The 16999-nt window shown below is 35.7% G+C and carries 4 protein-coding genes; 1 reads left to right on the top strand and 3 read right to left on the bottom strand.

The features are described 5' to 3' along the window. Positions 1–48 precede the first annotated feature (48 nt). The 3 genes from IFB02_RS11970 to IFB02_RS11960 are packed head-to-tail and all read right to left on the bottom strand — an operon-like array spanning position 49 to position 3554. A complete protein-coding gene (locus IFB02_RS11970) occupies positions 49–960 on the bottom strand; it encodes a Ppx/GppA phosphatase family protein (RefSeq protein WP_191072806.1) in 912 nt (303 codons plus the stop codon). Between the two features lie 3 nt (positions 961–963). Then, a complete protein-coding gene (gene ppk1, locus IFB02_RS11965; protein ID WP_191072805.1) occupies positions 964–3021 on the bottom strand; it encodes a polyphosphate kinase 1 in 2058 nt (685 codons plus the stop codon). Positions 3022–3059: 38 nt separating this feature from the next. Next, positions 3060–3554, bottom strand: a complete 495-nt coding sequence (locus IFB02_RS11960) for a SixA phosphatase family protein (RefSeq protein WP_191072804.1) — start codon at positions 3552–3554, stop codon at positions 3060–3062. 368 nt (positions 3555–3922) lie between these two features. On the opposite strand from IFB02_RS11960, the gene IFB02_RS11955 reads away from it, so the two are divergent. Next, the gene (locus IFB02_RS11955) at positions 3923–16996 is read left to right on the top strand and encodes a gliding motility-associated C-terminal domain-containing protein (RefSeq protein ID WP_191072803.1); all 13074 of its coding nucleotides are present in this window, start codon (positions 3923–3925) and stop codon (positions 16994–16996) included. The last annotated feature ends 3 nt before the right edge of the window (positions 16997–16999 follow it).

Here is a 16999-nt window from a genome sequence, read left to right as displayed (position 1 = left end):
AATATAGATATTATAATTTAATATGGTATAATAAACAGACGAAGTGTATTATTTTAACTTTGTATGGCTTTTTACAGTCTCATTATATATACTTTTTATAATTCCGTCTGCCAATCCTATTTTTGGCACAAAGATATCTTTTGCGCCGCTCCACTTCATTGCAGATAAATAAATACGTGTTGCTGGAATAATTACATCTGCTCTATCTTGGTTTAAATCTAACTGAGAAATACGTTCTTCGTAAGAATAGGTTTGTAGCATGTTATAATAGGACGTTAAGTAAAAATACGATAACGGTTTACCTAAAGCTTTACCAGAAATTTTGAAAATTTTATTAATGTTTCCTCCAGATCCAATCACATCTATTTTTTCAAATTGTGCTGTTTCTGTTTTAATCCATTGCTCTAATTCTTGCCAAGCTTCTTTTTTAACAACATCGTTTAGTAATCGGACAGTACCAATTTTAAAGGATTTTGACGATATTTTTATACCTTTATCGATTACAGAAAACTCAGTACTTCCGCCACCAACATCTACATATAGATAAGTTTTATTTTCGTCTATATAACTTTGAAGGTCTGTTGCTGCTATTATTGCAGCTTCTTCTTCTCCTCCAATTATATCTATTTTTATACCGGTTTCTTCTAAAACTAAATCTGCAATTTGTTGACCATTTTTTGCTTCTCGCATTGCAGATGTTGCACAGGCTTTATATCTAACCACATTATGCGTTTGCATTAGTAAACTAAACGCTTGCATGGTTTTAAGCATACGGTCTTTATTAGTTTTTGAAATTTTTTCTTTTATAAAAACATCTGCACCTAAACGTATTGGTACACGTACCAACGAACTTTTTTTAAATCTTGCTGGTTTACCTTTTTCTTCTATTATGTTAGATATTAAAAGTCTTACAGCGTTAGATCCTATGTCTATTGCAGCGTATTTTTGTATGGTTAGCATAGTTTAATTTAGTTTGTCTTTAAGATAATCGTAAGTTGCAAATTGTGACCTTAATTTAGGTTGATTGTTTTTACGATAGTGATTTTTTTGTGACTTATCTAATAGCCTTGCTTTTACATTATCATTCCAACAAATATCAAAAAAATCTAACAATTCTTTTTTAATATCGTCTTGGTAAATTGGACATGATACTTCTACTCTATTTTCTATATTTCTGGTCATCCAATCTGCAGATGAGATGTAAACTTTTGTGTCGTTATTATTACAAAACACATAAAGTCTTGTATGTTCTAAAAACTTATCTACAATACTAATAACTTCTATGTTTTCGCTTACGCCTTTTACACCTGGAACTAGACAACAAATACCTCTTACAATCATTTGTATTTTGACACCAGCTTGACTTGCTTCATAAAGTTTATCTACCATTTTATAGCTAGATATACTATTCATCTTTAATTTTATAAACGCTGGCTTACCGTTTTTTACATTTTCAATTTCGGTATCTATTAATTTAAATAGCTTGCTTTTTGTGTAATGCGGTGAAGTAATAATGTGTTTATGTCTGTAAATTTTATAGTTAACTTCAAAAAAGTTAAACACCTTATTTATATCTTTTAATATTTTTTGATTAGCAGTAAATAAGGTGAAATCTGTATAGACTCTTGCTGTAGATTCGTTAAAATTACCTGTACTAATAAACCCATAACGTTTTAATTTTTTATCTTCTTCTCGTTCTATCACACACATTTTACTGTGTACTTTTAGTCCTTGAACTCCAAAAATTAAATTTACACCTTCGCGCTGCATTTGTTCAGCATAAGCAATATTAGCTTCTTCATCAAAACGTGCTTGTATCTCCATAGAAACAGTAACACGTTTACCATTTTTTGCAGCATTTATTAAAGAACTTGCCACGTGCGAAATTTGCGCTAATCTATAAATTGTAATTTTTATGGTTTTTACTTTAGGATCTAAAGCAGCTTCACGTAAAAACTTTACTACGTAAGAAAACGTATGATATGGTGCGTATTGTAAATAATCTTTTTCTGCAATAGATTTAAAGATACTTCCTTGAAGACTTAATCCTTTTACTTGTAAAGGTGTGATTTTATCATAAAGCAAATCTTGTCTTCCTAGACTAGGAAAATCCATGTAATCTCTTCTATTGTGATATCTTCCACCAGGAATTTTACTATCTGTATTATCAATACCCATTTTAGACATTAAAAACTCTAAAGTTTGCTTATCGATTGTCTTGTCGTAGACAAATCTAACTGGTTCTCCTACTTGTCTATCTTTAACACTATCACTAATTTTTTCCATGAAACTTTTTGACAAATCGCTGTCTAAATCAAGCTCTGCATCTCTTGTAATTTTTATCATATGTGCAGAAATATGCTTATAGTTAAAGATATTAAATATATCATCTAAAAACAGCCTTAACATATCGTCTAACATGATAATATAGTGCTTGTTATCTTCTTTAGGAAGCACAATAAAACGCTGCATATTTTTAGAAATTTCTATCAATGCATACTGGTTAGTTTCATCTTCCATTTGCATATTTATCGCTAAATATGCTGCACTATCTTTTAAGTTAGGTAATTCTATATCTGGATCTAAGACTATAGTTACAAGTGCTGGACTTACCTTTTCTAAGAAATATTGTTTTAAAAATTGCTTTTGGGCTTTGTTTACTTTATTTTCTTTTATAATAAAGATGTTTTCTGCCTCTAACTGCTTTTGAATTTTATTTAAAATCTTAAGACTTTCGGTTTGATGGTCTATTACTGTTTTAGTAATTATATCTAGTAAATCTGCTGCTTTTATACCGCCTAATTGACTTTTACCTGCTTTTCCTACATAATCTATACGCTTTACAGTAGCATATCTTACTTTAAAAAACTCGTCTAAATTATTAGAAAAAATCCCAAGAAATCTTAATCTTTCGATTAAAGGAACAGACTCGTCTGCTGCTTCTTGTAATACACGATGATTAAATTGTAACCAGCTTAACTCTCTATTAATATACTTATTATCAATAATATGATTATTCATCTTTAGCTTTATTTTACACAAATATATTTATAGATTGTCTATTTTAACAGTTTAGGGAATACTATTTTTTGGGTTTTACCATTTTTAACTTTTTGCCAACAATTTTGCTCAAATTCTATTTGAACAAATCCAGAAGTAGTTACATTTTCTATATACTTATCACCTAAGATGTTAGATAATTCTGTGATTGCAAAATTATGTCCAAAAATCGTTAATACATTAACAGAATTATTACAATTTTTTATTTGATTTAAAACAGATTCTCCAGAAAAATCATAGAGCTCTTTTTTTAAACAGAATGAAACTTCGGTTAACTGTAAATTTTCGATAAAAAGTTGTGCTGTTGTCTTTGCTCTATTTGCTGTACTTGATAAAATTAAATCTGGAATTAAAAAATTAGTTTTCAAATAATTAGACATTAATTTTACATCATTAATTCCGCGCTGTTTTAATGGACGATCATGATCAGGTAAATTATGTTTCCAAGACGACTTTGCGTGCCTAAAAAACTGAATGGTTTTGTTCGTTTTCATCGTTAAAGTGTATATTTTTTAGATTAATAGAAATACAGTTTCCGTTTATCGATTTTAATCGTGCTATATCATATTTATTTGATTATAAAGTAATTTCATATTTCATTTGTATAGCTATTAATTATGTATCCTGAATCTAAAACAATTTAAACTAAGAACCTACTAAGCCTTTCCCTTAAGCTTGACTGTAGCACATTAAAATGTAATTTTTAATATAAAATTAAAAAATGAAACAGTAAACATGTTATGAGAACTTTATTCCAAGTAATACTTTCTCAGGTCGTTTTAAAATTAATTCTAATGGATTTATTTTCTGTTTTAAATATAAATGAATTTGCTATAAACTAATTTTCAATATTTTGAAAAATTTGAAACTAACTATAAATTATAAAAAAGCTATAATCTTTTTAGCTTTAATTTTAAGTGCAACCTTTAGTTTTGCACAGGTAAAAAAAAGTTTTTCACTTAGATACCAAAGTAGTATTAACGGAGATGTAATTGTTGTTGGTAACAACACTATTTCTAGAACTGCTACAGGTAATTACAATGGTGAAGATGGTAACCACGACTTTGCAGACAATGTTTATGTAGATATTGATAACGACAATACAACATTTAACTCTAGTAGTGCAAATATTGTTAATCCAAAACCAGACGATCCTTGTTTAGCAGTAGACAAAGTACTTTTATATTGGGCTGCAGCAGATAAAGGAAATATTAATAATAACGTTGAAGCAGATAACCAACCAAACTGGAACTATAACCAAGTTAAATTAATGCTTCCAGGACAAACTACTTATTCTACAATAACTGCAGATCAAGTAATTTTTAGAGGAAGAAATGAAAATCCGCATTTTATAAACGATGCATATATCTGCGTTAAAGACATTACTTCTAGTGTTTTAAATAACAACAATTCTTTTGGTAAATATCAAGTTGCTAATGTAGAAGGTAAACAGGGTTATTTAGTTAGTCATGATGGTAATAATACAGGTACTTCTGGTGGTTGGCAAATTGTTTTAGTTTATAAAAGTGATAATTTAAAAAGAAAGAATATTTCTTTATTTGATGGTTATGCTAACGTAACTAGTACAAACAATAATTTTGATATTAATTTTAATGGATTTTTAACTGTACCTAATGGTGCAGTTCGATCAGATATAATTATCGGTGCTTTAGAAGGTGACCGTGATCTTGCTGGTGATAGACTACAGATGAGAAACACATCTAATGTCTTTGTAGATTTAGATGCGCCTCTAAGAGACGCAAATAATTTTTTTAATAGTAGAATTACTTTAGGACCAAGTAACGGTAGTAATAACTTTACAGATCGTAATCCTGCAAGTTTAAATACTTTAGGATTTGACTCAGCAATATTTCCTTTAAAAAATCAAGGCAACTCTCTTTTAGACAATAACCAGACATCTACAACATTAAGACTAACCTCTAATCAAGAGACTTATGGTTTATATTTATTAGGATTAGCTGTAGAAGTATACGAGCCTAAACTAGATCCAATATTTTTTAATGCTACTCCAAATAGTGTAATACCAGGAACTACTCCAGAAACAATAACTTATACAGCAACTACAAGTAATACAGGTAACGATAACGCTACAAATATTACTTTTACAACTACTGTTCCTGTTGGATCAGAATTAGTTCAACCTATTGTTGGCTTACCAACAGGTATGACATACACTTATAACAACACAACAAGACAGCTTACTTTTTACGCTGCTAATGGATTACTTGATGTTGGCGATACTTTAAATTTTAACTTTCAAACTACTGTCAATGATCAATGTTATTATTTAGAAAATGGATGTTCTACTGTTTTAAATTCTCAATTAGAAGCTACATATAATGGCGAATTAAACGGAACTTTATTTAATATAGTAAGTTCTAATAGTCTGGATACATGTAATCAAGGTAATAACCTTTTAACAACTGTTGTTGTTAATCCGCCATTACCTGCTACATGGGTAACTGCTCCGTTTGCTCTAGACAGAGTTGTAGATTGTGATGATACAACTGCTTTAAATAATGCCCAAGCATTAAGTCCTATGGCTAGTTGCAGCAATTTAACACCTGTAAAAACATCAGGTAATTTTGTTCCTACAGATGCTAACTGTAATTATACAGGAACTTATACAAATACATGGACTTTTACAGATTCCTGCGGAAACACTATTGCAGATTACACACAAGTTATAACAGTTGTAGATAATACTCCACCAACTTTTACTGCACCTTCAGATATTGAAATTTTTGTTGATAATGCATGTAATTATGATCCTTCTATTTCAAATACTGGAGATGTTACCGATGAAAATGATAATTGTTCTTCAAATAATTTAGAAGCTACATATTCAGATACAATTACAAATGGATCTTGTGAAGGAACTTACACTATTACAAGAACATGGTCTTTAGTTGATAACTGCGGAAATCCTGCTCCAGATCAAACACAAATTATAACTGTTTCTGACAACATATCGCCTGACTTATCGGCGTGTACATCTGTGGTAGATACTAATGTTGACTGTACAGCTAATGATAATCAAACTATCGCTGATCAATGGAATAGTGATAATATTGCTGCGCTTCAAGCTTGTGCTTCGGATAACTGCTCGTCTACTATTTCTGTAACCTCTGATTATGACTTTAATAACTTAAATACCGTTTGTGGTCCTTGTGGTAATATTGCGGTTACTTATACCGTTACTGATGATTGTAACAACACTTCTTCCATTACCGTAACTCTTACTTTTGGTGATGCGTCTGGTCCTGATTTATCGACATGTAATGTTAATGATGCGACTTTAGAATGTAATGGTAACGATAATCAATTAATTGCTGATCAATGGAATAATGATAATATCGCTATGCTACAAGCTTGTGCTAATGATATTGCTGTTACTATTTCTTCTAATTACGACTTTAATAATTTTGATACTACTGCTGTTTGTGGACTTGGTGGTACATTACCTGTAACTTATACGGCTACCGATGCATGTGGTAACACAACCTCGCTTACTGCTACATTAACCCTTTCAGATACAACCGGTCCTGATGTATCGGCGTGTACGTCTGTGGTAGATGCTACTTTAGAATGTGATGGTGCTAACAACAATACCTTAGCTTCTGATTGGAATGCGGCTAATATCGCTGCGCTTGAGACTTGTGCTTCGGATGCTTGTGATGCTGATAATACTTTTACTGTAACCTCTGATTTCGACTTTAATAATTTTGTAAGTTCTTGTGGTTTAGGTGGTACCATTACTGTTAACTATACGGTTAGTGATGATTGTGGTAATAGTTCATCTACTTCGGCTACGTTAACCCTTTCGGATACGACTGGTCCTGATGTATCAGCGTGTACATCTGTTGTGGATGCTACTTTAGAATGTGATGGTGCTAATAACAATACCTTAGCTTCTGATTGGAATGCGGCTAATATCGCTGCGCTTGAGACTTGTGCTTCGGATGCGTGTGATGCTGATAATATCTTTACAGTAACCTCTGATTTCGACTTTAATAATTTTGTAAGTTCTTGTGGTCTTGGTGGTACGATTACTGTTAACTATACGGTTAGTGATGATTGTGGTAATAGTTCGTCTACTTCGGCGACATTAACACTTTCGGATACGACTGGTCCTGATGTATCAGCGTGTACATCTGTTGTGGATACTAATGTTGACTGTACAGCGAATGATAATCAAACTATCGCTGATCAATGGAATAGTGATAATATCGCTGCGCTTCAAGCTTGTGCTTCAGATAACTGCTCGTCTACTATTTCTGTAACCTCTGATTATGACTTTAATAACTTAAATACCGTTTGTGGTCCTTGTGGTAATATTACGGTTACTTATACCGTTACTGACGATTGTAATAACACTTCTTCTATTACTGTAACGCTTACTTTTGGTGATGCGTCTGGTCCTGATTTATCGACATGTAATGTTAATGATGCGACTTTAGAATGTAATGGTAACGATAATCAATTAATTGCTGATCAATGGAATAATGATAATATCGCTATGTTACAAGCTTGTGCTAATGATATTGCTGTTAATATTTCTTCTAATTACGACTTTAATAATTTTGATTCTACTGCTGTTTGTGGACTTGGTGGTATCTTACCTGTAACTTATACGGCTACCGATGCATGTGGTAACACAACCTCGCTTACTGCAACATTAACGCTTTCGGATACGACTGGTCCTGATGTATCAGCGTGTACGTCTGTTGTAGATGCTACTTTAGAATGTGATGGTGCTAACAACAATACCTTAGCTTCTGATTGGAATGCGGCTAATATCGCTGCACTTGAGACTTGTGCTTCGGATGCGTGTGATGCTGATAATATCTTTACAGTAACCTCTGATTTCGACTTTAATAATTTTGTAAGTTCTTGTGGTCTTGGTGGTACCATTACTGTTAACTATACGGTTAGTGATGATTGTGGTAATAGCTCGTCTACTTCGGCAACATTAACACTTTCGGATACAACTGGTCCTGATTTATCAGCGTGTACATCTGTTGTGGATACTAATGTTGACTGTACAGCTAATGATAATCAAACTATCGCTGATCAATGGAATAGTGATAATATCGCTGCGCTTCAAGCTTGTGCTTCAGATAACTGCTCGTCTACTATTTCTGTAACCTCTGATTATGACTTTAATAACTTAAATACCGTTTGTGGTCCTTGTGGTAATATTACGGTTACTTATACCGTTACTGACGATTGTAACAACGCTTCTTCTATTACCGTAACGCTTGCTTTTGGTGATGCATCTGGTCCTGATTTATCGACATGTAATGTTAATGATGCGACTTTAGAATGTAATGGTAACGATAATCAATTAATTGCTGATCAATGGAATAATGATAATATCGCTATGTTACAAGCTTGTGCTAATGATATTGCTGTTACTATTTCTTCTAATTACGACTTTAATAATTTTGATTCTACTGCTGTTTGTGGACTTGGTGGTACATTACCTGTAACTTATACGGCTACCGATGCGTGTGGTAACACAACCTCGCTTACTGCAACATTAACGCTTTCGGATACGACTGGTCCTGATGTATCAGCGTGTACGTCTGTTGTAGATGCTACTTTAGAATGTGATGGAACTAACAACAATACCTTAGCTTCTAATTGGAATGCGGCTAATATCGCTGCGCTTGAGACTTGTGCTTCGGATGCGTGTGATGCTGATAATATCTTTACAGTAACCTCTGATTTCGACTTTAATAATTTTGTAAGTTCTTGTGGACTTGGTGGTACCATTACTGTTAACTATACGGTTAGTGATGATTGTGGAAATAGTTCGTCTACTTCGGCGACGTTAACACTTTCGGATACAACTGGTCCTGAATTATCGGCGTGTACATCTGTTGTGGATGCGACTTTAGAATGTGATGGAACTAACAACAGTACCTTAGCTTCTGATTGGAATGCAGCTAATATCGCTGCGCTTGAGACTTGTGCTTCGGATAACTGCTCGTCTACTATTTCTGTGACGTCTGATTTCGATTTTAATAATTTTGTGAGTTCTTGTGGTCTTGGTGGTACTATTACTGTTAACTATATGGTTAGTGATGATTGTGGGAATAGTTCATCTACTTCGGCGACGTTAACACTTTCGGATACAACTGGTCCTGATGTATCGGCGTGTACGTCTGTTGTGGATGCGACTTTAGAATGTGATGGTGCTAATAATAGTACGCTAGCTTCTGATTGGAATGCGGCTAATATCGCTGCGCTTGAGACTTGTGCTTCGGATGCATGTGATGCTGATAATACCTTTACCGTAACCTCTGATTTCGACTTTAATAATTTTGTGAGTGCTTGTGGTTTAGGTGGTACCATTACTGTTAACTATACGATTAGTGATGATTGTGGTAATAGTTCGTCTACTTCGGCAACATTAACCCTTTCGGATACAACTGGTCCTGACTTATCAGCGTGTACGTCTGTTGTGGATACTAATGTTGACTGTACAGCGAATGATAATCAAACTATCGCTGATCAATGGAATAGTGATAATATTGCTGCGCTTCAAGCTTGTGCTTCGGATAACTGCTCGTCTGCTATTTCTGTGACCTCTGATTATGACTTTAATAACTTAAATACCGTTTGTGGTCCTTGTGGTAATATTGCGGTTACTTATACCGTTACTGACGATTGTAACAACGCTTCTTCTATTACTGTAACGCTTACTTTTGGTGATGCATCTGGTCCTGATTTATCGACATGTAATGTTAATGATGCGACTTTAGAATGTAATGGTAACGATAATCAATTAATTGCTGATCAATGGAATAATGATAATATCGCTATGCTACAAGCTTGTGCTAATGATATTGCTGTTACTATTTCTTCTAATTACGACTTTAATAATTTTGATACTACTGCTGTTTGTGGACTTGGTGGTATATTACCTGTAACTTATACGGCTACCGATGCATGTGGTAACACAACCTCGCTTACTGCTACATTAACCCTTTCGGATACAACTGGTCCTGATGTATCGGCGTGTACGTCTGTTGTGGATGCGACTTTAGAATGTGATGGTGCTAATAATAGTACCTTAGCTTCTGATTGGAATGCAACTAATATCGCTGCGCTTGAGACTTGTGCTTCGGATGCGTGTGATGCTGATAATACCTTTACTGTAACCTCTGATTTCGACTTTAATAATTTTGTGAGTTCTTGTGGTCTTGGTGGTACAATTACTGTTAACTATACGGTTAGTGATGATTGTGGTAATAGCTCGTCTACTTCGGCGACGTTAACGCTTTCGGATACAACTGGTCCTGATGTATCGGCGTGTACGTCTGTTGTGGATGCGACTTTAGAATGTGATGGAACTAACAACAGTACCTTAGCTTCTGATTGGAATGCGGCTAATATCGCTGCGCTTGAGACTTGTGCTTCCGATGCATGTGATGCTGATAATACCTTTACCGTAACCTCTGATTTCGACTTTAATAATTTTGTGAGTTCTTGTGGTTTAGGCGGTACGATTACTGTTAACTATACGATTAGTGATGATTGTGGGAATAGTTCATCTACTTCGGCGACGTTAACACTTTCGGATACAACTGGTCCTGAATTATCGGCGTGTACGTCTGTTGTGGATGCTACTTTAGAATGTGATGGGACTAATAACAGTACCTTAGCTTCTGATTGGAATGCGGCTAATATCGCTGCGCTTGAGACTTGTGCTTCCGATGCATGTGATGCTGATAATACCTTTACCGTAACCTCTGATTTCGACTTTAATAATTTTGTGAGTTCTTGTGGTCTTGGTGGTACGATTACTGTTAACTATACGGTTAGTGATGATTGTGGTAATAGCTCGTCTACTTCGGCTACGTTAACGCTTTCGGATACAACTGGTCCTGAATTATCGGCGTGTACATCTGTTGTGGATACGACTTTAGAATGTGATGGAACTAACAACAGTACCTTAGCTTCTGATTGGAATGCGGCTAATATCGCTGCGCTTGAGACTTGTGCTTCGGATAACTGCTCGTCTACTATTTCTGTGACGTCTGATTTCGATTTTAATAATTTTGTAAGTGCTTGTGGTCTTGGTGGTACAATTACTGTTAACTATACGGTTAGTGATGATTGTGGTAATAGCTCGTCTACTTCGGCGACGTTAACACTTTCGGATACAACTGGTCCTGATGTATCGGCGTGTACGTCTGTGGTAGATGCTACTTTAGAATGTGATGGGACTAACAACAGTACCTTAGCTTCTGATTGGAATGCGGCTAATATCGCTGCGCTTGAGACTTGTGCTTCGGATAACTGCTCGTCTGCTATTTCTGTGACGTCTGATTTTGATTTTAATAATTTTGTGAGTTCTTGTGGTCTTGGTGGTACTATTACTGTTAACTATATGGTTAGTGATGATTGTGGTAATAGTTCGTCTACTTCGGCAACATTAACCCTTTCGGATACAACTGGTCCTGATTTATCAGCGTGTACGTCTGTTGTGGATGCTAATGTTGACTGTACAGCTAATGATAATCAAACTATCGCTGATCAATGGAATAGTGATAATATTGCTGCGCTTCAAGCTTGTGCTTCGGATAACTGCTCGTCTGCTATTTCTGTGACCTCTGATTATGACTTTAATAACTTAAATACCGTTTGTGGTCCTTGTGGTAATATTACGGTTACTTATACCGTTACTGACGATTGTAACAACGCTTCTTCTATTACTGTAACGCTTACTTTTGGTGATGCATCTGGTCCTGATTTATCGACATGTAATGTTAATGATGCGACTTTAGAATGTAATGGTAACGATAATCAATTAATTGCTGATCAATGGAATAATGATAATATCGCTATGCTACAAGCTTGTGCTAATGATATTGCTGTGGTTATTTCTTCTAATTACGACTTTAATAATTTTGATACTACTGCTGTTTGTGGACTTGGTGGTATATTACCTGTAACTTATACGGCTACCGATGCATGTGGTAACACAACCTCGCTTACTGCTACATTAACCCTTTCGGATACAACTGGTCCTGATGTATCGGCGTGTACGTCTGTTGTGGATGCGACTTTAGAATGTGATGGTGCTAATAATAGTACGCTAGCTTCTGATTGGAATGCGGCTAATATCGCTGCGCTTGAGACTTGTGCTTCGGATGCATGTGATGCTGATAATACCTTTACCGTAACCTCTGATTTCGACTTTAATAATTTTGTGAGTTCTTGTGGTCTTGGTGGTACGATTACTGTTAACTATACGGTTAGTGATGATTGTGGTAATAGCTCGTCTACTTCGGCTACGTTAACGCTTTCGGATACAACTGGTCCTGATGTATCGGCGTGTACGTCTGTGGTAGATACTACTTTAGAATGTGATGGGACTAACAACAGTACATTAGCTTCTGATTGGAATGCAACTAATATCGCTGCGCTTGAGACTTGTACTTCGGATAACTGCTCGTCTGCTATTTCTGTAACCTCTGATTTCGATTTTAATAATTTTGTGAGTTCTTGTGGTCTTGGTGGTACCATTACTGTTAACTATACGGTTAGTGATGATTGTGGTAATAGTTCGTCTACTTCGGCAACATTAACGCTTTCGGATACAACTGGTCCTGATGTATCGGCGTGTACATCTGTTGTTGATGCTACTTTAGAATGTGATGGGACTAACAACAGTACATTAGCTTCTGATTGGAATGCAACTAATATCGCTGCGCTTGAGACTTGTTCTTCGGATGCGTGTGATGCTGATAATACCTTTACTGTAACCTCTGATTTCGACTTTAATAATTTTGTGAGTGCTTGTGGTCTTGGTGGTACAATTACTGTTAACTATACGATTAGTGATGATTGTGGTAATAGTTCGTCTACTTCGGCTACATTAACACTTTCGGATACGACTGGTCCTGATGTATCGGCGTGTACGTCTGTGGTAGATGCTACTTTAGAATGTGATGGTGCTAATAACAGTACCTTAGCTTCTGATTGGAATGCGGCTAATATCGCTGCGCTTGAGACTTGTGCTTCGGATGCGTGTGATGCTGATAATACTTTTACTGTAACCTCTGATTTCGATTTTAATAATTTTGTAAGTGCTTGTGGTCTTGGTGGTACAATTACTGTTAACTATACGGTTAGTGATGATTGTGGTAATAGCTCGTCTACTTCGGCAACATTAACCCTTTCGGATACAACTGGTCCTGATGTATCGGCGTGTACGTCTGTGGTAGATGCTACTTTAGAATGTGATGGTGCTAACAACAATACCTTAGCTTCTGATTGGAATGCAGCTAATATCGCTGCGCTTGAGACTTGTGCTTCGGATGCGTGTGATGCTGATAATACCTTTACTGTAACCTCTGATTTTGACTTAAATAATTTTGTGAGTTCTTGTGGTTTAGGTGGTACCATTACTGTTAACTATACGATTAGTGATGATTGTGGTAATAGTTCGTCTACTTCGGCAACATTAACCCTTTCGGATACAACTGGTCCTGACTTATCAGCGTGTACGTCTGTTGTGGATACTAATGTTGACTGTACAGCGAATGATAATCAAACTATCGCTGATCAATGGAATAGTGATAATATTGCTGCGCTTCAAGCTTGTGCTTCGGATAACTGCTCGTCTGCTATTTCTGTGACCTCTGATTATGACTTTAATAACTTAAATACCGTTTGTGGTCCTTGTGGTAATATTGCGGTTACTTATACCGTTACTGACGATTGTAACAACGCTTCTTCTATTACTGTAACGCTTACTTTTGGTGATGCATCTGGTCCTGATTTATCGACATGTAATGTTAATGATGCGACTTTAGAATGTAATGGTAACGATAATCAATTAATTGCTGATCAATGGAATAATGATAATATCGCTATGCTACAAGCTTGTGCTAATGATATTGCTGTTACTATTTCTTCTAATTACGACTTTAATAATTTTGATTCTACTGCTGTTTGTGGACTTGGTGGTATATTACCTGTAACTTATACGGCTACCGATGCGTGTGGTAACACAACCTCGCTTACTGCAACATTAACGCTTTCGGATACGACTGGTCCTGATTTATCAGCGTGTACGTCTGTTGTGGATGCGACTTTAGAATGTGATGGTGCTAATAATAGTACCTTAGCGTCTGATTGGAATGCAACTAATATCGCTGCGCTTGAGACTTGTGCTTCGGATGCGTGTGATGCTGATAATACCTTTACTGTAACCTCTGATTTCGACTTTAATAATTTTGTGAGTTCTTGTGGTCTTGGTGGTACAATTACTGTTAACTATACGGTTAGTGATGATTGTGGTAATAGCTCGTCTACTTCGGCTACGTTAACGCTTTCGGATACAACTGGTCCTGATGTATCGGCGTGTACGTCTGTTGTGGATGCGACTTTAGAATGTGATGGAACTAACAACAGTACCTTAGCTTCTGATTGGAATGCGGCTAATATCGCTGCGCTTGAGACTTGTGCTTCGGATAACTGCTCGTCTGCTATTTCTGTGACGTCTGATTTCGATTTTAATAATTTTGTGAGTTCTTGTGGTCTTGGTGGTACCATTACTGTTAACTATACGGTTAGTGATGATTGTGGTAATAGTTCGTCTACTTCGGCAACATTAACGCTTTCGGATACAACTGGTCCTGATGTATCGGCGTGTACGTCTGTTGTGGATGCGACTTTAGAATGTGATGGAACTAACAACAGTACCTTAGCTTCTGATTGGAATGCGGCTAATATCGCTGCGCTTGAGACTTGTGCTTCGGATAACTGTTCATCTGCTATTTCTGTAACCTCTGATTTCGACTTTAATAATTTTGTAAGTACTTGTGGTCTTGGTGGTACCATAACTGTTAACTATACGGTTAGTGATGATTGTGGAAATAGTTCGTCTACTTCGGCGACATTAACGCTTTCGGATACGACTGGTCCTGATGTATCAGCGTGTACATCTGTTGTGGATGCTACTTTAGAATGTGATGGTGCTAATAACAATACCTTAGCTTCTGATTGGAATGCGGCTAATATTGCTGCGCTTGAGACTTGTGCTTCGGATGCGTGTGATGCTGATAATATCTTTACTGTAACCTCTGATTTCGACTTTAATAATTTTGTAAGTACTTGTGGTCTTGGTGGTACCATTACTGTTAACTATACGGTTAGTGATGATTGTGGAAATAGCTCGTCTACTTCGGCGACATTAACGCTTTCGGATACGACTGGTCCTGATGTATCAGCGTGTACATCTGTTGTGGATGCTACTTTAGAATGTGATGGTGCTAATAACAATACCTTAGCTTCTGATTGGAATGCGGCTAATATTGCTGCGCTTGAGACTTGTGCTTCGGATGCGTGTGATGCTGATAATATCTTTACTGTAACCTCTGATTTCGATTTTAATAATTTTGTAAGTACTTGTGGTCTTGGTGGTACCATTACTGTTAACTATATCGTAAGTGATGATTGTGGAAATAGCTCGTCTACTTCGGCAACATTAACACTTTCAGATACAACTGGTCCTGATGTATCGGCGTGTACGTCTGTTGTGGATGCTACTTTAGAATGTGATGGAACTAACAACAGTACCTTAGCTTCTGATTGGAATGCGGCTAATATCGCTGCGCTTGAGACTTGTGCTTCGGATAACTGTTCATCTGCTATTTCTGTAACCTCTGATTTCGACTTTAATAATTTTGTAAGTACTTGTGGTCTTGGTGGTACCATTACTGTTAACTATACGGTTAGTGATGATTGTGGTAATAGTTCGTCTACTTCGGCGACATTAACGCTTTCGGATACGACTGGTCCTGATGTATCAGCGTGTACATCTGTTGTGGATGCTACTTTAGAATGTGATGGTGCTAATAACAATACCTTAGCTTCTGATTGGAATGCGGCTAATATTGCTGCGCTTGAGACTTGTGCTTCGGATGCGTGTGATGCTGATAATATCTTTACTGTAACCTCTGATTTCGACTTTAATAATTTTGTAAGTACTTGTGGTCTTGGTGGTACCATTACTGTTAACTATATCGTTAGTGATGATTGTGGTAATAGTTCATCTACTTCGGCGACGTTAACACTTTCGGATACGACTGGTCCTGAATTAAGTTCTCAATTAAACTTACCAAATTCAGTAACATGTTCTGAAATTCCTGAAATTCCGACACTTGATTTTATTGACAACTGTTCTGCTCAAGATATTTCTATTTCGTTTGAAGAAATTTCAACTTTTACTGGAAATGAAGATAATTATACAATTACCTGGAATTGGGTTGCGATAGACGACTGTGGAAATGAAACTCAAATTTCTCATACTATAAATGTAACTACAGAAAATTACATTGAAGAAATTTATGAAACTAGATGTTTTGAAGATGGAGAAATTGACTTATACCAATTTTTACCAGCAGGTATTGATGATACTTTAGAATGGAATGTTGTAACCGATGGTATAGAAATAGTAAATGGAATATTTGATCCTTTAGAAGTAGAATTAGGTGATTATTTATTTACTTATACAACAGTAAATGAAAATGGATGTTACAATACGATAGAATTGACTTTAAACATTAATGACGAATGTGTTGTATTACCTTGCGGATTAGATAGAATAAAAATATCTAAAGCGGTAACACCAAATGGAGATGGATTTAACGAGACATTTAGAGTAACCGGAGCTGTAGATTGCGGTTATATTGTTGAACTCAAATTATTTAATAGATTTGGAGACATAGTTTACCAATCTAACGATTATCAAAATGATTGGAGCGGTATATCACCAAACTCATCTATAGGTAATGCTGGTAGATTACCTAACGGAACCTATTATTATGTAGTAGTACTTAAAAACAGTGGATTAAAACCAATTGCTGGTCCAATTTATTTAGGTACAAAATAATTA

The organism is Mesoflavibacter profundi, assembly GCF_014764305.1.
GTDB lineage: Bacteria > Bacteroidota > Bacteroidia > Flavobacteriales > Flavobacteriaceae > Mesoflavibacter > Mesoflavibacter profundi.
Note: the sequence above shows the minus strand (reverse complement) of the source record. Positions and strands in the feature narration are given on the sequence as shown.

Coding starts and splice junctions, on each gene's coding strand:
- IFB02_RS11960 (WP_191072804.1), bottom strand. CDS start 3,554: ATGAAAACGAACAAAACCATTCAGTTTTTTAGGCACGCAAAGTCGTCT.
- IFB02_RS11970 (WP_191072806.1), bottom strand. CDS start 960: ATGCTAACCATACAAAAATACGCTGCAATAGACATAGGATCTAACGCT.
- ppk1 (WP_191072805.1), bottom strand. CDS start 3,021: ATGAATAATCATATTATTGATAATAAGTATATTAATAGAGAGTTAAGC.